This window comes from Vagococcus sp. CY53-2, assembly GCF_022604695.1.
Lineage (GTDB): Bacteria > Bacillota > Bacilli > Lactobacillales > Vagococcaceae > Vagococcus.
In genome coordinates, this window is the sequence record NZ_JALAHP010000001.1 from 480639 (window position 1) to 502022 (window position 21384).

The following is a 21384-nucleotide window of genomic DNA, read 5'->3' on the forward strand; positions in this document are numbered from 1 at the left end:
AATTTAAGTATTTTTGCTAATTTTTTTATATTAAGACATGCGAAAGTAAGCCCAATTTTCATGTGCATTTTTTCTTTGCCTATTAAGTTGGTATAACGTAATCCATGAAACTCTTTGGCTGTTCCAAATAATCTCTCAATCGTCTGTTTACGATTATTATAGATAGATTTCATTCCAAGGGAATGACGTATGTCCTCACATCGTTCCATATCATCTTCCCATAAATGACGTTGGACTTGTTTTCTCTTATCCTTTGATTGCGTACATCTATCTATTAAAGAACACGTCATACAATCACGAGGGTTATTTTTATACTCTCGATAACCATCTCGATTAGTTGTAGTATAAGTTAATGTTTTTATATTGGGACAAATATATTGATCATAGTATTCGTCATAAACATAATCATATTTTTTGAAAAAACCTTTCTTAGTCATTGGTCTTTTATATGGAAAAACAGGTGTTAAGTTATCTTGAAATAATAAATGGGCAATACCTGGTGTCTTGTAACCTGCATCCATCACTAATTTATTTAGAGTAAAATGACTTTTTAATTTATTGTAAATAGAGATAAAAGTACGACTATCATGTTGATTACCTGGATGCGTTGTATATCCTAAAACCCATCCGTTTTTATCACATGCCACTTGTGTGGCATAGGCAAAGACCTGTTTATGTTCTCCTTTATGAAACCAACCACTGTCAGCATCGATTTTACTAATTTTTTTAATCTTTGTATTTGCCTCACTTTCTTCTTTTCTTTTTAATGGCTTTTTTAAGTGTTTATCTCTATCTATTTCAACTTCCTTTTGAAGTGATTTTACATAAAATAATGTGTCTTCAGTTATTTCTTTACTTTCATATTTTTTATTATTTGCATGTGCTTTGATATGAGTCCCATCAATAAATATCTCAGACGTATCAACTAAATGAGCTTCTATACACTGCGCTAAAATACCATAAAAAATTTGTTCAAAGATATCTGTTCCTTTAAATCTTCTTGAGTAATTTTTACCAAAAGTTGAAAAGTGAGGGACTGAGTCTTGGATATCTAAACCTAAAAACCATCTGTAAGCCATATTAACTTCGACTTCTTTAATCGTTTGTCTCATGCTCTTAATTCCGTATAAGTATTGAATCAAAGGTAGTTTGATTAACATAACTGGGTCTAAACTAGGGCGTCCATTAGACTGATCATATTTATCCTCAACAAGTTGATAAATAAAACTAAAATCGACGTATTTATCAATATCTCTTAAAAGATGTTCCTGTGGAACTAAGTCTTCTAATGAATAAAAACCTATTTGATTACGTTTACTCATGTCTTGCTTTTTCAACATTAATAGTCACTCCTTTTCTCTATTTTACCAAAAAAAGACAAAGTATCGAAATTTATCAATACTTTGTCTACAGTCTGAGACTACCTATTTTATAGGTAGTCTTTTAAGGTAATTGTTCGATAAAATAAAGACATAACGTCATAATTAATAAATCAGCCGTTCCACCAATGCTTAAATTTCTTTCTTTATACTCACAAATCATATCAAGATATAATTGTCTCCCTAGATTTGACTTTACTCCACCAGCAGCTAGAATATCCGTTGCGCTTTGTCTTGCTTCATCCAATATTTCTACAGTACCTGCCCGTTTTATAAGATTAGTATCTTTAGAATGTTTTAATAAAAACAATAACGTATCAATCATTCGATCATTAATATCGCCCGTTGTTTGATTAACCAAATATGGTAGTGAGTGATTAAATACGATTGAATAACCGCTGCTTGCTTCTCCTCGAATCCCTGAAATACCATAATCTAAAAATAATCTTTCACCAATGGTTAGGTCTTCAGAACGTTTATTTTCCACTCCATCAAAATCATCCATCAAATGACATAACATGTCTTTTATGATGTCTTGAATGTGTTTTAAATCAAAATAACCCGATTGAGCAAAGGCATATCCTAAAGCTGTCATTAACACGCCTAAAGAAAAGATTGCCCCTTTATGTGTGTTCACTTGCTGGGTAGCCTCATTCATAGACTTTTCTGCCTCAATTCCAATTGGACGTATCTTGGTAAATAACTCGTTTGATGGTTTCTCTTTAGGATAATGATATCCTTCTTCAAAAAAAGAAGCAAAGAATGGCGTTAACACACAACTACTATTTATAAATGTGTATATCGTCATATCATCATGCGAACCAGAATCCATTGCATCAACCAGTCCAGGTTTTGGGGTACAGGTTACTTCATACAATAACGCTTTTTGTGCGCATTGAGCAACAGACTGTTTTATCTCAGAAAAATAATAATCAGTATACAACGTCACTAACTTTTGTTGGATTTCTTTTAGCGTGTGTTGTTTACTTCTAGCACAAGCTTTTGCTTCGTTTTGACAAACGAAACACTTTCTAGGTGGGATATTCAATGACTGCCTAGAAATATCTTGAATCCCATCATCTGTTAAGGTATAAACATCTAAATCCACCATAGAACTTAGCAAAAAATCATCTTCTAGTTTTATACACAATGCTTTTGCCTCAACATCATTCATGTCAACTATAAAGTAACCTTCTGGCCCAGTTGGCAAATCACGATTAGTGTCCGCAAGTAGTATCACGTCATTTTTCACTAAATACTGTTGAAGAATACTACTTGCAGAATGGAACACTTTTCGTATCGCATTGTTTGTTTTAATTGGTCCAGGTATGTTCATTTTTAATGAAATCAATGTATTTGTAGGATAACGTTCTAATAATTCTTTTTGTAAAGACACACGATTTTCTCGATTATCTAACGCATCCATTAAAGTTATTTCATGTCCTTCTTCAAATACATTTTTCATTAACACTCACACCTATCTCTTTATTTGTTTTACCACATCAATTAGTGTCCCATCTCGGTACTCAATGAGTGCTACCACTCGATCAGTAAATTCCAATTTTTCAGGAACTCCAACAATTCTTTCAGCACGTTTTTGTAATTCTTCAATGGTAAACACAGGGACTTTTGACTGAGCGAATATGTTTTTTAAATCTTCACGTTTAGGGTTAATCGCAACCCCAATTTCAGTCACTAAAATGTCAATACTATCCCCTGGTGTAATCACAGTTGTCACATCATTTACCACTGTTGGTATTCTACCACGTACAAGTGGTGCAGTAATAATTGTTAATTTAGCATTAGCGGCATCTTGATGTCCACCAATTGCCCCTCTTAACACACCATCAGAACCTGTCATCACATTCACATTAAATTTTGTATCAATTTCAAGTGCTGATAAAATGACAATATCTAATTGATTAACTACAGCGCCTTTATTAAATGGATCTGCATAGAATGAGGCATCAATTTCTTGTTGATTTTCATGCTCTGCCATTCCTAAAGCAGCACCTTTATCAAAATCTTGTACATCTAATACTTTATCAATAAATCCTTCACTTAACAAATCAACAGTTGGTTTAGTGATACCACCTAAAGCAAAAGAGGCTTTAATATTTTCTTTTTTCATGCTTTCTTTTAAATACCGACTAACGGCTAATGCCGCGCCGCCAGTACCTGTTTGGAAAGAAAAACCATTTTTAAAATAAGGAGATTGTGTAATCACATCATTCGTTAATTGTGCGATTTTTAATTCTTTCGGATCTTTTGTAAAACGAGTTGCGCCAGCTCCAATTTTTTCAGGATTTCCAATTTCATCCACTTGCACAACATAATCCACTTGTGTTTGTGGAATACTAATCGGAGTACATGGATATGGTACCACAGTATCAGTAATTAAGACGACATTATCCGCATATTTTGCATCCACCATCGCATATCCTAGAGAACCAAAGACTGCTTTTCCATGAATAGCATTGGCATTACCATATTCATCTGCATTTGGTACACCTAAAAAGGCCACATCTATTTTTATTTCACCTTGTTCAACTGCTCTTGCACGACCACCATGCGAACGTAAAATAACAGGATTATCCAGTCCGCCATGAGAAATAAACTCTCCTAATGAACCACGCATTCCACTAGACGTAATATGCGTAATCACACCCTCTTTTATACACTCAACAACCATATCATTCATCACGTTTGTTAAAGAACTAGGTGCTAAGGTTAAATCTTTAAAGCCCATCTCTTTAATCACACTCATCACTTGATTGAAGACATAATCTCCTTCTCTAAAATGATGATGGAATGAAATCGTCATGCCATTTTCTAATCCAACTTTTTCAATGACTTCTTTAATACTATGAACTAATTTTGTATCTTTTTGAGAAACCACTTTAACAGTAGGTGCTTTATAATCGATTTTTTGATGATCGATTTTAGTTGTTTCAAAGACAGAATAATCTGTTAAAAATTCATCTGGTATGTCACGATTTACTTTGTTTTTCATTTAAAACTCTCCTTCATCCAAAAGTCCTGATGCTTTCGCCAACATAATCACACGTTCTGCACGTTCAACAATTGGTTTATCAATCATTTTACCGTTTAATGAGATAACACCAGACCCTTTTTTCTTCGCTTCTTCAATCGCATAAACCACGTCTTTAGCATGTTTAATTTCTTTTTCAGTCGGTTGATACACACTGTTTACAATAGGAATTTGTCTTGGGTTAATAACTGATTTGCCATCAAAGCCTAATTGATGAATCAATCTCACTTCATTTAATAACCCTTCTTCATTATTAACATCAGAGTACACAGTATCAAACGCGGCAATGCCAGCCGCTCTTGCTGCATGTAAAATCATACTACGAGCAAAAAATAACTCTTTTCCATCTGGATAACGTCTGGTTTTCATATTTGTCACATAATCTTCTGCCCCAATTGCGATACCAATTAGACGATTGCTTGCAACAGCAATAGCCGGTGCATTCAATACCCCTTTAGCTCCTTCAATTGCTGCCATCATTTTAGTTGTTCCCACTGGAATGCCAAAAAAGTTTTCTGCTTCTTCAATGACGTTTTCTACTTCAACAATATCTTCTACGGTTTCTGTTTTAGGAAGTCTAATAACATCTACTCCAGCTTTCACTACAGCAAAAATATCTGCTCGACCAAATTCTGAATGTAAATCATTGATACGAACTACTAATTCAGTATCACCATAATCGACTGTTTGTAACGCTTCAAACACAAGTAATCTTGCAACATCCTTTTCTGTCATAGATACAGCATCTTCTAAGTCAAACATAATCGAATCGGCTCCATAAATCCCGGCATCTTTAATCATGCTAGGATTATTTCCTGGCACAAACATCATTGTTCTTCTTAATCTTTCCATTAGATTAGCGCCTCCCAATTTAGCTCATGATCTTTTTCAATAGCACGTTGAATGGCTGCTTCTGTACGTGCTTTAATGGTACAATCCAACGCTCCTTTATCAACTGCTTTAACTGTCGCATTTTTTATACCATATTTGTCAAATGTTTCTAAAATAACAGTTTTAATTTGTTTACCAAATTGTTCAATAACTTGACTTTCTAAATCAAGTTCAATGCCATTTTCACCAGTTGATACCATAATCTGAATATCACTAGATTCAAGTGTTCCAGCAATTGCTGTTTTTTTAATATCCATAATTCTCTTCCTTTTCTTTAATTATTATCCAACCGTTTCTGTAATTCGGTTAAATGTTCGCTAATAAAACGATATGTTGTTATGGGGACCAGTTGTCTAATTAACTCTAAGTCTCCAAATCGAATACACTCTCTAACTTTTGTTGCCGAGATAACTTGATGATGATTAATCGCTTTTCTTGGAATAATCTCTACTTCTATTTCTGGTGGCAAATAAGTTAGTAACGCGTTATTATAGCGCTTAGTTATATCAGATAATGGTTCTTCTCCTAAAAATCGTTTGGTAATATGTAAAGTTTTCGCAATATATTCCTTAAACAATAAGGCATCTAACTGTGTTTGATAAGAAATTACCTCTTCTTGATTTTTTAAAAAATAAGAAGGAAAAGTAGCTAAACTAACCATATATTCTCCGCCTTGACATACAATAACGCGTTTCAAGTGTTCAACCCCCTGACACACCAACTGATATCTTTCTTCTGACGTAAATAGCGACTGATTTGCACTTACGACAAAAACATAAACATAGTCACTCTTCTTCAGTGCTTCTTCTACCAGATAAAGATGTCCCTTAGTAAATGGATTGGCATTCATCACTATTGCTGAAATCGTATAATCGCCCTTTACCAAAGGTAGTTGTGATAAAAAGATATTAATCGATTGATCTCCTTTTTCTAAGAAAACTCCATATTCAGTCGTCATGATGTTAGAAAAACCTAAATATTGAAAAGATTTAGCATAATCTAATTTTGTAAAAACCAATACATGAAACACCCCTTGACTAGCTAATACGTTAATAGCATGAGAAACCAACATATTAAACAACTTTCCATTTTCACGATACCTTTCATCAATGACTAAATATTTCAATACATTTGATGCAATAGAAATTGTCGCAATTAATCCTTGATTATCATAAATTCCAAAAGTCTGATCAAGAAGTAAAACATCTTTATCTGTAATAGAAAAGATATCATGGTGATATAACAGACTTTCCCACTGTTGACGTGTCTTTTTATCTTTTAAAAATAGAGTCGTAATTTTTAATGCATCACTCATGATAATCTCTCCTTATACTAACTATCTAAACGAATAAACTCATTAAAAATATGGCGGCTGTTACCATCATAGCCCCACCTAAACGTACTGAAACTTGAGCAAATGGCATCAATTCCATACGATCACCTGCTGCTAAAATAGCTAAAGCTCCTGTACCACCTTGTCCACTACAACAAGAAACAGCAATGGCTGTATCAACAGGATACATACCTAACGCTTTTCCAACAAAGTAAGCAGTTAATACGATTGAAAGAACTGTGGCAAAAATGGTAATTAACATAGGAACATGTGTAAAGACTTTAACTAAAGAACCCCAAGGAGTCATTGCAACCCCAACACCAAATAGTAGTGGAGGAGTAATGCCTTTAACAGTAAGAGAGTAAAGCGAATGCCCACCATTTTCAATATCCTTTGGAATCCATCCTAACATTTTAGCACCCATAACAGCGACTAATAATACAATTGGAGCAGGTAAATGAATCACATGATTAACCCAAACACCTAATAGATATAATGTAATAGCAAGAACACCTGTGACTAACATTTTTTCAATATCAACGTCGACTTTTCCACCTTTTAAGTTATCTAAGTGTTCATCATCACCATCAATCAATTGTCCATTACCAGTTAATTCTGGACGTTTTTCACCAAGTTTTTTTAATAATCCAGCAAAAATAACCGCCACTAAACTACCTAACATGACACATGGTAAAATTGAAGCAAAAATATCTGCTTGTTGTGTTGCAATAAGTCCTGCGTATCCAATTGATAAAGGTAATGCTCCCTCACCAACTCCACCAGCCATGATTGGTGCTACTACAAAGAAAAATGCTTCAAACGCTGATAAACCTAGTAACATACCAACTCCTGTTCCAACCAATGCACCAACAATATCACAAATAATCAAGATTAAAATAATTCTAGAACTAGCCTTTAATAATGTCTTACGATTCATTGAACAAATACTACCGACGATTAATAAAGCGATAAAGAAAGATAAAAAGTTATTATTTTTCATAAATGCTGTTACTGTTTCGACAGAAGATTCAGGAAGCCAAGATTTATATACTAAAAAGGATGGCAAGAACGTTACAACTAATACTTTCCCCCCTAATGAGTTTAAAATAGGGATATGCTTTCCAACTTCTTCTAAGATAAAAGAAAATAATGTCATCACACCAATGGCACCCATCATGTCATTTGGCATAATTTTATTCACTGTTAGTAATAAATAAACGACAACTAAAATAAGGTAGATTGGTAATGGGATAAATCCAATTTTTAATTTTGTCACTTTTTCAAAAAAAGGTTGTTGTTGTTTTTCTTCCATTTTTTATTCCTCTTCTCTTTTTAATTAAAAAAATTAACGACAGCTCGTTTAATGGCTGGAACAACTCTTGTTTCAAATACATTTGGAATAAAATAATCCTCAGTTGGATTTTCTACTAAATCAGCTAATGTCTTAGCAACGTGTAATTGTAACTGTTCGTCAACAGATTTAGCTTTCGCTTCTAAAAGTCCTGCAAATAACCCAGGAAAGGCTAATACATTATTCACTTGATTAGGGTAGTCTGAACTTCCAGTCGCAACTAGTTTCGCTCCTCCTTCCTTGGCTTCTTCAGGAGTCACCTCTGGAACAGGGTTAGCTAATGCAAAAATAATCGGATTATCATTCATCGTACGAATCATCTCTTTTGTTAAGAGGTTCCCCGTCGATAACCCAATAAACACATCTTGATCCACAATTGCCTCTGATAAATCACCAGATTCTCTTTTGTTAAATAATGATAATAAATGCTTCTGATAAGGGTTCAATTGAGCTGATGATTTTGTTAAGATGCCTTCTTTATCCACTAATGTCACATGAGTCACGCCAGCTGCTGCAAGTAACTTAGCTGTTGCAACACCTGATGCCCCAACACCATTTAACACAATCTTTAAATCAGATAATTTTCGGTGACTGGCTTTTGCCGCGTTAATCAGTCCAGCTAATACAACAATGGCTGTTCCTTCTTGATCATCATGATAGACAGGTATATCTAATAGCTCCTTTAACTTGTCTTCTATTTCAAAACATCTTGGAGCTTGAATATCTTCTAAATGTATTCCCGCAAAACTATGAGACATATTTTTAATTGTTTCAACAAATACATCAATTTCTACCTGATCAATTGCCATTGGAATAGCATCAACATTAGCAAACGTTTTATATAAAAGAGATTTACCTTCAACAATGGGCAATCCAGCTTGTGGCCCAACATTTCCAAGACCTAATACAGCAGAACCATCAGAAATGACTGCAACCAACTTTCCACTGATTGTGTATTCTCTAGCCAATTCATTGTGTTTTTCAATGAGTTTACTCAGTTCAGCCACACCTGGCGTATAAGCCTTAGCTAAATCTATGCCGTTTTTTACAGGTAATTCTGATTGTACACTTAAAACACCAATATGTTCATGATGCAATTCTAGAATTTCATTATTCAAAATTCTCAGCTCCTTTTTATATTTTTATAAACACATTATACATTTTATTTTAAAAATTGTAAATAATTATTATCGTTTTAAAAAAATGTAAATAGTTTTGTTTGTTTTTTTAATATTTTCAAAAAAAATAGTCATATACTTTCATTTTTCAGAAAGAATACACTTGAAAAATTTGGTATAATAAAAGAAATAATAAGTCAAGGAGCTTTACTATGGAAAAAAATGATATCAATCAACTCATGATTAATTTAGCAAAAGACTACTATATTGAAGATATTCCCATCACAACTCTGACCAATAAATATGAATTAAGTCGATACAAAATATTAAAATATCTAAATGATGCCAAAGAGCAAGGAATCATTACCATCAACATACAAGCTCCTTATGAGCGAAATTATGAACTAGAGAGATTATTAGGTTCTATGTTTGATACTTCTTTTTTTATCCTCAAAGAAAGTGAAGATCTGACAAACTCCAATTACTATTTTTGGAAATTTTCAGCTGAAATTATCGAAGATTACATCGTCCAAGCAAATGTTGTCTCTCTATCCTGGGGTGATTCCATCTATCAAATTATTGAACAATTTAAACCCGCTATTACCGAAAATTTAGTTTTCACACAATTTGTTGGTGAGATAGGAAAATACCATTCTTTAGCAGGCTCTATGAGATTAGTTCAAAAAGCTGCTTCAAAATTTGAAGCAAATTACTTAACACTCACAGCCCCACTTTATATCATTAATAACCAAGCAAGAGAACTTCTTGCACTGGAACCTTTACTGCAAAAAACGTTAGTTACGGCAGAAAAATCCGATGTCATTTTAACTGCTGTCGCAACACCTGCTTCTATCACGAGTGTTGATTCATGGAACCAAAATAAACATTTACTTTTTGGTGACTCTTTTAATCAAACATGTGGATTCGCTTATGGTAGACCTTTTGACGGGTACGGAAATATTCTAAATTTAGAAAATGATAAAACATTTGGTCTGTCACTTGAACAAATATTCAAAATACCAAAAAGAGTCTGTGTTAACAATAATAGGTTTAAAACTGGTGCTCTAATTGGCGCATTAAGAGGAAACTTCTTTACCCATATGTTTCTAAATGAGAAAAGTGCGCTTAGTATCCTTGACCAATTAGAACAATAACTACTATGTATTGTGCTATTAATTTTCTTTTGTTGTAAAAAACTTAATTAAAATTCATAAAATATTAAATAATTATTTAATATATATATTATAACACTTAAATAGATATTTTGTATTTAAAAGTGTTTTTTATTTATAAAACTCTTTCTTTTTAATCTAAATATTATAATAAAGAAATTTATTGCGGACAAAAAGCAACAGTTTTTTATAATGACTATAAAAAACTGTTGCTTTTAATATTTATTGATCTATCCATTTTATATACTAAAAAGTTTTAAATTAATTATTGCCATACCTAAAAACTAAAACTTAGCCTTTGTCTGCTAAACATTTATCTTATAAATTCATCACTCACCACCTGCCATTCATTTTCTGAGTATGGTGATCCTTGTTCTAATTTCCCATCCTTTGTGACACGAAAAACTGAAGATAATGTTTTATAGGTATGTGCTGGATTCCAAGTATAAAGAGATACTCGAATTATCCCTTCATTATCCGTTTCTGACTGAAGTCCAATATCTTCAAAATTTATTGGCTCAGTAGCTAATGAAGAAAGATAATCTTTCACCCAAGTCTCTGCTTCACTAGTTGTTATTTGTTGAGTTTGCTTAGATATTTTGGGTTTTACTTCAACATTAGTTGTGTCCATATATTTATCTGATATCACTTCCCAACCAGTGACATCACCTTTTCCTAAATAATAACCAGATATTTCTAGTTGCCCATTTTCGTTAGTCCTAAACACGCAGTACTTATCCACTTGCTTATTTTCTGGTGGCAACACATCAATGTACACTAGCCGATCCTTTTCATCACTACGTATGGTTAAACGATAATCTTGTAAGTCAGGAAAATTTTCGAAACGTTTTTCCCATACAGCACCTACCCATTGTTTAATTTGATCTGTTGTTAATTGTTTTTCATCAATCATACTCGATTCCGTTGTTGTTTCTATTTTTGTTGAGTCTACTTCTGATGTACTTTGAGACGTTTGTATAGCTGCTACATTAGATGATGGCATTGTTTGGTTAGATTCATTTTTTTTAATACCAATTATCATACCTACAATCATAATTACTAGCAATCCACCAATGGATAATAATCTTTTTTTCCTTTTCTCTGCTTTTTCTAAATCAATAAGCATCTCTTGTAATACTGATTTTATCGTTTCATCCGTTGTATTCGCTATTTCAAATTGAATCATATATTTTTTATTTTTATTATTCTGTTGACTTAACTCTTCCAACAAATGATTTAAGTGCTCTTTACTGTTTACCATGTCATCCTCCAAAACTAAATAATCCTATAAAAAGTATAACATAAAGACAAATTATGTTATTCAAAATCATATAAAAGTGTTTATTATTTTGTTATTATTTAGTTCATAAAAAAGCACCCTCCAGTTTTCTAGAGAGTGCTCTACGTCCGAACAGTTTTAATTCCATTAGAATAAGCTTTATTTAAAAATTAATTATTTGTTTTTTAAGTTGTAGAAAGATTTCAAACCATTGTATTCAGCAATTTCGCCTAATTGGTCTTCAATACGTAATAATTGATTGTATTTATCAATACAGTCAGACGAACTTTGCTTTTATTTAAAAAAAATCATACCACATAAAGCTTTATATATCAACATTCTTAAAAATAGATTGTTATGTACTACTAACTAGGATACATTTTGTAGTTAGCAGTATCTTACTATATAATAGTATCTTCTGGAAATATACATATTAGTTCTCTAATAATTGTGAAAACCAATCTTCTCTACTAGAACGTTCAAATGAGTTCAAACCTTCTTTTAATTTACCTCCAATGGTTTCCCCAAGTACATTACTTATAAAACAATTTGCTGTCCCTGCACCTAAACCTATTAGCAATGCTATAGTACCTCTTAGGTAATTCTCTGACAAAACTATTTTATTTCCTTTTTTATACAAAGTAGTTGGAACTTCTTTAATGAACTTAGAATCAACTCGACTTTGATTATGAATTATTATATTTCTTCTTGCTACAATTTCGGTATAAAAATTTTTTATCTCATTATCATAATTTTCAAAATAAGTTTTGCATTCAAGTTTACATTTTTCTTTAGTAAAAAACTCAACAGGATTTCCATAGAAAATACTTCTTACCTTTTCTTCTATCACTCTATCTAAAACACTCGAAACATCATCATATTTATAAATTAATTTGTATGTTTTTTTTTGCATCTAATGGTACATCTCCCATTTTTTCTGGTCTATACGAATAATTTATTATAGCAATATCACATATATAATCTTCAAATAAATTAATCGCATCAATAAAATGAGTTTTCAAATTCCCATGTTCTAAGAACCTATCCTTATCTCCAGCCATTCTTTTTTTACTTACTAATAACTCATCATTAGACAGCAATGAGTTCTGAATAAACGATTTCAAGTCTGCTTCCTGAACTAAATTTTGTAAATAATTATATTCTTACCAGATATTCTTCATTTCTCTACTAAATCTTTTAAATCTTATATGTGTTTTAGATACTAAAATATCTTTTGTTTTTTTCATCTTTATCGTCCTTATATATAAAATCAGAATTTTATTTATTAATTTTTATCCATTCATCATCAATTTTCGTGTTTTTGGTTCTCCAACCGTCTGGTACATCAAGAAAAAGATATTCACAGTATTTATCTTTAGTATCATAGTATGAAATTCTTATTGTATCAAATTCTAATTCTGTATCTTTTCTTAAATTAAACTGTAAATTATACCTAACAATTGATTCTGGTTCCAAAATAAATGTATAAGTTCCCTCATTTCCAAAAGCAACTATTATTCCTTCACTATTTTTATAATGTGATGACTGAACCATACTCTTAATTTTCTTATCTCCTTGATAAAGAACTAAATTAAGATTACGTATTACCTCTTTTTTTCCCTTAGTATTATGTAATTCTATCCATAAAGGAATCATAAGCGATTCACCGCTACTTACTCTATAGATTCCCCAAGGTTTTGAATTTATTTTACTATAAACAGATTTTGTATAAAGATTTACTTTTCCTTTATTAACTTGATATCTAGAAATTAAAAATTGCGTCATTTGCAAAAATATAGTTGTTAGCAATGAAATGAGTGCTCCTATGACTAATAATATAACATCTCTTTGCATTATAATTCCTCACTTATTTCGTCATAAAAAATTTCATTTACACTATTTTTTATTCTTTTAACTTTTTCTTCTGTTATATCTGAATCATTTATATCTAGACTATCTAGATTGCCAAACTCTTTTTCTAAATCAAGTAACATCAATAACGCTTTATTCTTCACATTACTGGTTATTTCAGATAATGACATTAAACTATACTCTTGGAAAATACTATAACATTGAACACCTGTTTTATTGTAAATAGCACCTGCTAAAGAAGTCAAATCAACTCCTATTTCACTCTCATCAAGTAATGTTTTTTCTATTGAGCTAATACTTTCCTTTATTTTTGGATTGAGCACAACATCTCTCATTTCTTCTGGAATAAAAGAAATCGGAAGCGGTTGATTAGTAATTTGAAAACTCCCATTTATTCCAGAATATATAATTCTATTTCCTACTTTTTTTCTATAATCAGGTAACATTTCCAAGTTTGAATATCCATTTAACTCCCCTTTTATCCACTCTTTCATTTCAACAATATTTAAATCATCAGTAATTATTAATAATCTTTGTAAAGTTTCTTCAACAGTAATTTGATTAGTCGCTACATCTTTGATAAGTTGACTTTTTGCCATAATAATCCCCTTTTTAAACTAATATCCTCTTAATTTATGAAGCATCTCTGAAAGTTCTTCATTTTCTTTAATGAATCGATGTAAATAGTCTTCCGTAATAACAAATTGAACATGATTTCTATCTTTAGATGCTAGTCTTTGCTCTCCATCTATATCAGTAATTTGAAAACTATGAACTATTCTATTTCTCTTCTCAACTAATTCCTCAAATTTTTCCATAATTTTCAGATTAGAGGCTTTCTTTATTTCTGATTGAACTGAATTTTTTAATCGTCCAGATGTCATATCAATTAATGAATACCAATCAAAACTATTACTTGTTTCAATTTTTAGGTAGTTTTCTATCACAAATGAAGTATTCGAATTAAATACAGTAATTGAGCTACCTAACAACTCTCTATATTTTTTCGAAGGTAACGACTGTCTAGTAAATTTTTCGTACATACAATAATCAACTCCTAATTTTCTTTAAAAATATTCTATATTATTGTTTTATTGAATATTACGTTTAGACAAATAATTAAATACACTCTTTATCTATTGATCTTTCATCTCTAATCCTATAAATCGTGTTCCTATCCACATCTAACTCTTTAGAAATCTGAGTTATAGGAACATCTTTCTCCAACATCTCAACAATCTTTTCATATGTTACACATTTCTGTTTATCTGTTGAGTCAGCACTATAAGTCAAAGGACGACCTTTATATTTACCTTTTTCAATACCTTATATCTGCCTTTTACGTATCTGTTTACACTCATTTTCAGCCGTATACTTAAACAATTCAATGATTAAGTTGTTTAGTAACCTTCTCAAGTTATCGTCCTATTTACCTTTTAGGGATGGTAAATTAAGGATTTCGAATGTAGCCCTTTGTCTTGAATTCATGATTCTAGTTATTTCTTTGTTACTTCGTCCTAATCTGTCTAATTCCAACACAACTATTATATCATTTTCCCTAATATAGTTAAGCATCTATTTTAATTATGGACGATTATTATCTTTACCACTTAATTTATCCAAGAAAATTTTTAAACTTTTGCAGCTCTAATAACTTAAATTGTCTTTCTAAATTTTGTTCTCTTAAGGAATTTATTACTTATCACAAAGATCATTTTGCCATAGTAATTGACATTTTGAATCCTCTTAAAAAAACAAAAAACACCCTCCAGTATTAACTAGAGGGTGCTCTACGTCCGAACAGTTTTAATTCCATTAGAATAAGCTATATTTAATCGTTAATTATTTGTTTTTTAAGTTGTAGAAAGATTTCAAACCTTTGTATTCAGCAACTTCGCCTAATTGGTCTTCAATACGTAATAATTGGTTGTATTTAGCAATACGGTCAGTACGAGAGCAAGTACCTATAAATACTTTTAAGTATTTATATTTTTAATTTTCCAGCTTTTATTGTTACAGACATTAACTTTTCTTTTATTTATACAGCATCTTACCTTCGACAAAAATATAAGTCAAATCAAAAAATAAAAGGCTCTGTATAACTAAATAGAATACTTTTTAAAGTTAGCAATACCATACCATTATACTAATTATTATAATTAAAATATTTCTCTCAATTAATCATTAACTACTTTATCCCTATACCTTTTCCAATAATTGCTTACTGTCTTTGTAGATACCCCCATAATGTCTGCAATTTGTGGAATTGTTTTGCCTTGTTTCTTTAGTTCTGCAACATATGTAATCTTATCTTGTGGCGGTTGAACAGATTTTACATATTCTTCCCTCGTTTTCCCACCATTCTTATGTCTCCAATCTGTCACTCTACTTTTATTGGACTTATAAACTGTCCCGAATAAAAAATGTAATTTATATTTTTTCGCTCTACCTTCTGTTATGCCACACATTTTTGAAATATTAGAAGGGTTCCAGTCTATTTCTGTTTCATTATCAATGATTTCTTTTGCCTGTTCAATACCTTCCCTTAAAATATCTTCGTTCTCTCCGTCATACTTAATTTTCTGCCACAATATAGCTTTAGCTGTTGCATAACTCCCTTCGACATTTCTCGCATAGTACATCGCAAGTAGAGAGTAGCTATAATAATTCACATAGGTAGATTTTATCTTGTCAGATAATGGCTTTTCTTTACTTTTAGATTTTTTTATCTCCTCTCTAATGTAAGGTTCATATTTTTTTAGGTCTTCTACTAATAATCGAAAAAATAGTTGTTTTTTTAGATAATCTTTTGATTTAAAATAGGATAAATAGGAGTCTAAAGATAATAATTCTTGTAATGGAATATCTCGGTGTCGTTCATACACATCATGATACCTACTAAACGTTTTAAAAATTTTAAATCCTTTTAAAACAACATATCTTTCTATAAAATTAATATCTTCTTTTAAAGAGTATTTCTTTTGATGACTAGAAATTTTTATTTTACATGAATTTAAAATAGGTCTTATACCTAAATTCCATTCATTCTTAATAGTTTTTTTTATTTCTTTTATAAATTGGTTAAAATCTCTTTGATTTTTTGCCTCTTTGCCTTTATCGTTTTCAGATAATAAATCTGCTCTATTTAAGTTTAATATAACGATAACTTCCTTTGTAAAAACTTTTATATCGTTAACGTATAAAGAGTCACCATAAATATAAATAGTCCCCAAAATTCTGTATATATAATCTTCCCAGTCAACACAATCTTTTACCTCGTTTGGCGACGCATCATAAAATTCGAACAAATCAATAATAGTGCCATGTGTCATCATAAAATATAATTGCGCTTCTTCTTCAGTAAATTCATAAAAATGAACCCCTTTAACTGAAAGAACTTTATCTAACTTCTCAGATAATTTAATCGTATCGCGAACTCTTACATAAAAATTGGGGTCGTACTCAGCATCAATTTTATCCACTGTGAGTGACTCATCATCCACAATAATATTTTCTGTTTGAATTAACTTATTTATTTCTTTTAAATCTTCTTCCATTGATGACATAGGCTATTCTCCTATTTCTTTTTATCTCAATTAATTATACAATATCTTAAAGAGGTGAGATAGTTATGACTATAATAGAGAACGATTTATTAAACAAAGTCACTCATTCAACATTTGAGGAGTTTTTACCACGAATACCTAATGAATCAGTCGATGTCCTCTTTACTGACCCTCCTTATAACATTGCTATTGCTGAGTGGGATTACGATTTCCAGTTTGTCGATTGGTTAAATTTGGTTATTCCTAAAGTTAAAAATGATGGATTAGTTATGATATGGAATACAAAAGAAATAATTGATAAACGATTTATTCCCTATTTTAAAAATCAAGGATGGATTGTTCTTGATTCGTTTAATTGGGGTAAAACGAATCCTCGTCCGTCCTTAGATTTATATAGAATATTTGAACATCTTTTTATTGCATATAAGACTAAAGAAATGGATAAATTTAACCCAGATGAATACATATTAAATCTTACTCAATCTGAAGTATGGATATCTCAATTTGAAACGACTATCTATAAAAATGATGTCGAACATGAAACAAAAAAACCAGTAAAACTTCTTGAAAAAGTCTTACTGGAATTTACAAGTATTAATGATATTGTACTCGACACAACAAGTGGCTCAGGGAGTATTCCTGTAGCATGTTGGGCGACACATAGACAGTTTTTAGCATGTGAAATGGATAAAAAACATGCTGAGAGTAGCAACAAACGATTAATGGATGTTAAAAAAGATATTTCTAGAAGTATTTTTCTTTTTTAATCTATTTTCATATAATCATTTATAAAAATAAAAAGGAGTTTATAAGTGAATAAAAAAAATAAAAATTTAACAAGAAGTTTGAAAAACGATAGAAATAATAAAGACTTATTACGTACAGAAATAAACAATTCAACTGACCCAAATGTTAGATTAGAATTAACAAAAATGTTAGTGAATATTGAGAAAGAAGAGAAAAAGAAAAAAGCTATAAAATGGACAATCTGTGTTTTTATTATAATACTAATTCCAACTATCCTTTTATACGTTGGTAATCAGCCCACAAAAAAAATAAATGTTACCAAAAATCCTGAATCATCATCAAGTATAAATCAGCAATTGAATAGTAGTAATACAACTGAATCATTCACAAAAGAAACTAATTTATCTGAACAAGAATTAAAAGAATGGGTGATGGCAATTTTAAACTTAACAACTCCACCACCAACTAAATATATTTTGACTGTTAACGTTAATGATAAGGATAACTTAGCATATATCCATGTTGGGATAGACCAACTAGACGGATTTGGAACATTTAGAGTAAATGCAAAAGGTCAATTAGAGTTTATGCCATATATGGGGCAATTCTCTGGTAATAATGAATGGATTGTAATATCAAATAAATATATGGACACTTCAATTGCTAAAGACTACTTTGCTGAGCAATTAAAATCACAAGCTAAATCAAATGATGATTTAAATATTACAAAGAAGCAACTTATTGGAAAAACATATATTATTAAACCTATTCTTTATGATGGAATAGATGTCGAACAAGCGATGAACAATAATAAAGCTCCACAAAACCTGATACATGATGGTGTTCAAATTATTACTTTTAAAGATAATTCTACTGTACATATTGAATTAGCTGGGACATATAGACCAGATTATGATGAATCTTACTCTCTATCCCCTAACACTATTAACATTAAAGATTATTATATTCCTTACAAATACAATTATGGAAACATATCATTTGATACATGGACAACTGATACAAAAGGACATACCATAACTTGGGCTATCTCACCTCAATAGAAAAAAACAGTAGATTCTATTCATGAATTTACTGTTTTTTTCTATTTATTTTATACTGATTATAGTCATTCGAATAAATTGATATATAAATCTTCTAAAGTGTCATTTAACTGTTTCCGATTCAAAAATAATATATAGACATTTTGATGAGTATAAATAAATTAAACAAATGTTCCAACTTCGTTTCTTCCATTCCCATTATTTATTAACTTTCTTTTAGTTTTACTAATTTTCCGAAAATTTGTGATGGTGTCGAAGTTTTGAATTTATTTTTTACTAACTTTGTTTATTTATCAACGTTTATCTTTTTTTGAAAAACTAATTTCTTCTGACTATTCTAACCATATTACCCCAAAAGTACCCCTTTATATCATCATAATCCAAGATATCTCTTAGTATATATCGTTTATTTATCTAAGTACCGAGTTAAAACCCAACCTATTTTAAAGTTGTTATCATGATTGTCCATATACACTACCTTTGTCCAATTACGTTTCTTTTCAATAATTTCTACTTCTTGACCTGCTACTAATTTTCCTAGAATTTCTGAATCTTTTCTGTTTGATTTATAAACTGATAAAGATTTTATTGTTTGTACCCTAGACTCCTCATTAAAGCTACTAACATATCCCAAAATACTATTCCCAAATTCTCTTCCTTGTTCAACAAAATATTCTTCCAAGCTCAGATTATCTATTCCCAAAAAACTAAATATCATGCCAATAAGAACACAAGACATAATATGCAATACAAAATTTATTATTTTATCTTTTCTTGTATACTGTCTTTCAATTTTTTTATCTATTATACTTATACTTTCCATTATATTTTCAAACTTTTCATCAATATTAGCTGATACATAGTTTGAATCATCTTCTATATAAGTATTTTTAGAATTCCTGTTTTCTTCCCTAACGTTTCTTATATCTTCAATTATAGGAATAATCCCTTCTGTTATAGTACTATTCAAACTATCAAAAATTTCCTTGTATCTTGAAGCAATTCCCTCACTGCTCATTGAAGAGAGCATTTTATTTATATTTTCTAATGACTTAGTATACTCAGCTGTCATATTTTTTGTCCCTATTGAAGAGAGGGTTTTATTTATACTTTCCAATGATTTAGTATACTCAGCTATCATATTTCTTGTTCCTATTGAAGAGAGGGTTTTATTTATACTTTCCAATGATTTAGTATACTCAGCTATCATATTTCTTGTTCCTATTGAAGAGAGCATTTTATTTATATTTTCTAGTGACTTAGTATACTCAGCTGTAATATTTTTTGTCCCTATTGAAGAGAGGGGGTTACCTGAAACTATCAAATTTTCATTTTTATTGTCAGCCAATAAAAAAACCTCCTTAATTTGGTTTATATCAATAGTCTATATTATTTATAAAAAATCTCTATCTATTTCTCTTTTAGATAACTCTATCACATCTTTATCTTCCATTTTCACATAATATTTCATCGTTGTCTTTATGTCAGAATGCCCCGCAAATTTTTGAACGATTGGCAAAGATACATGTTGGTTCATCACATAATAACTAATTCCTGACCCACGTAGGCTGTGAAAAGTTGGTTGAATATCTAACAATCCTTCATTGTTCAATTCATCAATTATTCCTTTGAATCTCTTACTAAATGTTTCCAAGTGGGGTAGCTTACCTGTTCTATTCGCAAATAAAAAGCTAGTTTCTACACCCTTTTCATCGTATTCTTTGACATAGCCTTTTTCTTCTCTATATTGCATATACTCTTTCAGAATTCCTTTAATTTCATTAAATAAAGGAACAACCCTAGTTTCACCATTTTTAGTCCAGTTCTGAATGATTTGTCCCTCTTTTAATTGCACCACAGTTCTATCAATATTTATTTTATTTTCATCCCATTTTATATCTGATACCTTCAAGCCATGCACTTCTCCTCGTCTCAAACAGAGAAATAAGGTTAAATAAACAACTGTTATAAACCGTTTATCCTTTGTTTTTTTTTTTGCTCTATTTAATACGATTTTTAGTTGGTCATCCCTTAATATCATATCTTTTTTAACTTGTTTATCCACTTCATGTTTATAGTAATCCTTAAACCCTATGCCTAAAGTTGGATTGATTTCCTCTTCTCGACTGACAAATACACTTGATAATGCTTGTTTTACTTTTATTAAGCTATTTTCTTTTAATTTCTTCCGTTCATATACTTTTCTAAAAAAAGTTTGACAATCATTTTTGGTTATCTTAGATATATAGAGATTACAAAATTCTTTATCTTCTCTAATTATTTTTATGGCTGTCCCCATATTAGGGAAACTACTTCTACTATAATTTTGTTTCGCCCATTTTTCCCAGTCTCCCCCATACTCAATGTAGGTTCCTAACCTTACATCTACCTTTTGATTGGCGTAAGTGGACTGAGAAAAATGTTTTATTTCATCTTCTTCTAAACTCTTTAACCAACGGTTGTATTCTGCCTTTACCGACTGCTTACCTCAAGTGTTAATAATACTTTTTGTTCTCACAAAATCTTTATAGTTTGTTTGTTTCTTTCGATAACTAAATTTGTA

Annotated in this window: 20 protein-coding genes and 3 pseudogenes; 3 read left to right on the forward strand and 20 right to left on the reverse strand. The window is 30.7% G+C overall.

The features are described from left to right. The 8 genes from MN581_RS02330 to MN581_RS02365 all read right to left on the reverse strand — a co-directional run. Positions 1-1340, reverse strand: a 1340-nt coding sequence (locus MN581_RS02330) for an IS1182 family transposase (RefSeq protein WP_241699104.1), incomplete at its 3' end; no start/stop codon positions are given. A gap of 103 nt (positions 1341-1443) precedes the next feature. Then, complete coding sequence (gene citG / locus MN581_RS02335; protein WP_241699105.1) at positions 1444-2844, reverse strand: triphosphoribosyl-dephospho-CoA synthase CitG; 1401 nt, start codon at positions 2842-2844, stop codon at positions 1444-1446. A gap of 12 nt (positions 2845-2856) precedes the next feature. Then, entirely contained in the window at positions 2857-4392 is a 1536-nt protein-coding gene (gene citF / locus MN581_RS02340; protein ID WP_241699106.1) for a citrate lyase subunit alpha, read from the reverse strand. Continuing rightward, positions 4393-5283 (reverse strand): citrate (pro-3S)-lyase subunit beta, encoded by an 891-nt coding sequence (gene citE / locus MN581_RS02345; protein ID WP_117972939.1) that lies wholly within the window; start codon positions 5281-5283, stop codon positions 4393-4395. It abuts the gene before it with no gap. Continuing rightward, on the reverse strand, positions 5283-5579 hold the full coding sequence (gene citD / locus MN581_RS02350) for a citrate lyase acyl carrier protein (RefSeq protein WP_117972940.1): 297 nt from the start codon (positions 5577-5579) through the stop codon (positions 5283-5285). Before citD ends, citE begins: the two co-directional genes overlap by 1 nt. 17 nt (positions 5580-5596) lie before the next feature. After that, complete coding sequence (gene citC, locus MN581_RS02355) at positions 5597-6637, reverse strand: [citrate (pro-3S)-lyase] ligase (RefSeq protein WP_241699107.1); 1041 nt, start codon at positions 6635-6637, stop codon at positions 5597-5599. A gap of 25 nt (positions 6638-6662) precedes the next feature. Then, entirely contained in the window at positions 6663-7967 is a 1305-nt protein-coding gene (locus MN581_RS02360) for a 2-hydroxycarboxylate transporter family protein (RefSeq protein ID WP_241699108.1), read from the reverse strand. Between the two features lie 20 nt (positions 7968-7987). Continuing rightward, positions 7988-9124, reverse strand: coding sequence for an NADP-dependent malic enzyme (locus MN581_RS02365; RefSeq protein WP_117972943.1), 1137 nt, complete (start codon positions 9122-9124; stop codon positions 7988-7990). A 212-nt stretch (positions 9125-9336) separates the two neighbouring features. Between MN581_RS02365 and MN581_RS02370 the strand changes: the two genes are divergently transcribed. After that, on the forward strand, positions 9337-10278 hold the full coding sequence (locus tag MN581_RS02370; RefSeq protein ID WP_117972944.1) for a sugar-binding domain-containing protein: 942 nt from the start codon (positions 9337-9339) through the stop codon (positions 10276-10278). A 331-nt stretch (positions 10279-10609) separates the two neighbouring features. Here MN581_RS02370 and MN581_RS02375 read toward each other — a convergent pair whose 3' ends face one another. The 10 genes and pseudogenes from MN581_RS02375 to MN581_RS02420 form a co-directional block, all read right to left on the reverse strand. After that, a complete protein-coding gene (locus MN581_RS02375) occupies positions 10610-11557 on the reverse strand; it encodes a hypothetical protein (protein ID WP_241699109.1) in 948 nt (315 codons plus the stop codon). 192 nt (positions 11558-11749) lie between these two features. Continuing rightward, positions 11750-11863: pseudogene (locus MN581_RS02380) on the reverse strand (hypothetical protein); the annotation flags it as partial. 145 nt (positions 11864-12008) lie between these two features. Further along, positions 12009-12488 (reverse strand): hypothetical protein, encoded by a 480-nt coding sequence (locus tag MN581_RS02385; protein WP_241699110.1) that lies wholly within the window; start codon positions 12486-12488, stop codon positions 12009-12011. Then, the gene (locus MN581_RS02390) at positions 12457-12699 is read right to left on the reverse strand and encodes a hypothetical protein (protein WP_241699111.1); all 243 of its coding nucleotides are present in this window, start codon (positions 12697-12699) and stop codon (positions 12457-12459) included. Before MN581_RS02390 ends, MN581_RS02385 begins: the two co-directional genes overlap by 32 nt. 154 nt (positions 12700-12853) lie before the next feature. Next, positions 12854-13429 (reverse strand): hypothetical protein, encoded by a 576-nt coding sequence (locus MN581_RS02395; protein ID WP_241699112.1) that lies wholly within the window; start codon positions 13427-13429, stop codon positions 12854-12856. Then, a complete protein-coding gene (locus tag MN581_RS02400) occupies positions 13429-14046 on the reverse strand; it encodes a hypothetical protein (RefSeq protein ID WP_241699113.1) in 618 nt (205 codons plus the stop codon). Before MN581_RS02400 ends, MN581_RS02395 begins: the two co-directional genes overlap by 1 nt. An 18-nt stretch (positions 14047-14064) precedes the next feature. Beyond that, positions 14065-14490, reverse strand: a complete 426-nt coding sequence (locus MN581_RS02405) for a hypothetical protein (RefSeq protein ID WP_241699114.1) — start codon at positions 14488-14490, stop codon at positions 14065-14067. Positions 14491-14776: 286 nt separating this feature from the next. Next, positions 14777-15143: pseudogene (locus MN581_RS02410) on the reverse strand (recombinase family protein); the annotation flags it as partial. Positions 15144-15289: 146 nt separating this feature from the next. Then, positions 15290-15424: pseudogene (locus MN581_RS02415) on the reverse strand (hypothetical protein); the annotation flags it as partial. A gap of 200 nt (positions 15425-15624) precedes the next feature. Beyond that, entirely contained in the window at positions 15625-17013 is a 1389-nt protein-coding gene (locus MN581_RS02420; protein ID WP_241699115.1) for a hypothetical protein, read from the reverse strand. Between the two features lie 65 nt (positions 17014-17078). On the opposite strand from MN581_RS02420, the gene MN581_RS02425 reads away from it, so the two are divergent. Then, positions 17079-17780 (forward strand): site-specific DNA-methyltransferase, encoded by a 702-nt coding sequence (locus MN581_RS02425; RefSeq protein WP_241699116.1) that lies wholly within the window; start codon positions 17079-17081, stop codon positions 17778-17780. Between the two features lie 45 nt (positions 17781-17825). Beyond that, positions 17826-18821: a hypothetical protein gene (locus MN581_RS02430; protein WP_241699117.1), complete on the forward strand. Its 996-nt coding sequence runs from the start codon at positions 17826-17828 to the stop codon at positions 18819-18821. A 406-nt stretch (positions 18822-19227) separates the two neighbouring features. Here MN581_RS02430 and MN581_RS02435 read toward each other — a convergent pair whose 3' ends face one another. Together MN581_RS02435 and MN581_RS02440 are read right to left on the reverse strand one after the other, a co-directional pair. Beyond that, positions 19228-20169, reverse strand: a complete 942-nt coding sequence (locus tag MN581_RS02435; protein ID WP_241699118.1) for an SH3 domain-containing protein — start codon at positions 20167-20169, stop codon at positions 19228-19230. A gap of 45 nt (positions 20170-20214) precedes the next feature. Continuing rightward, positions 20215-21120: a site-specific integrase gene (locus tag MN581_RS02440; RefSeq protein ID WP_241699119.1), complete on the reverse strand. Its 906-nt coding sequence runs from the start codon at positions 21118-21120 to the stop codon at positions 20215-20217. Positions 21121-21384 lie beyond the last annotated feature (264 nt).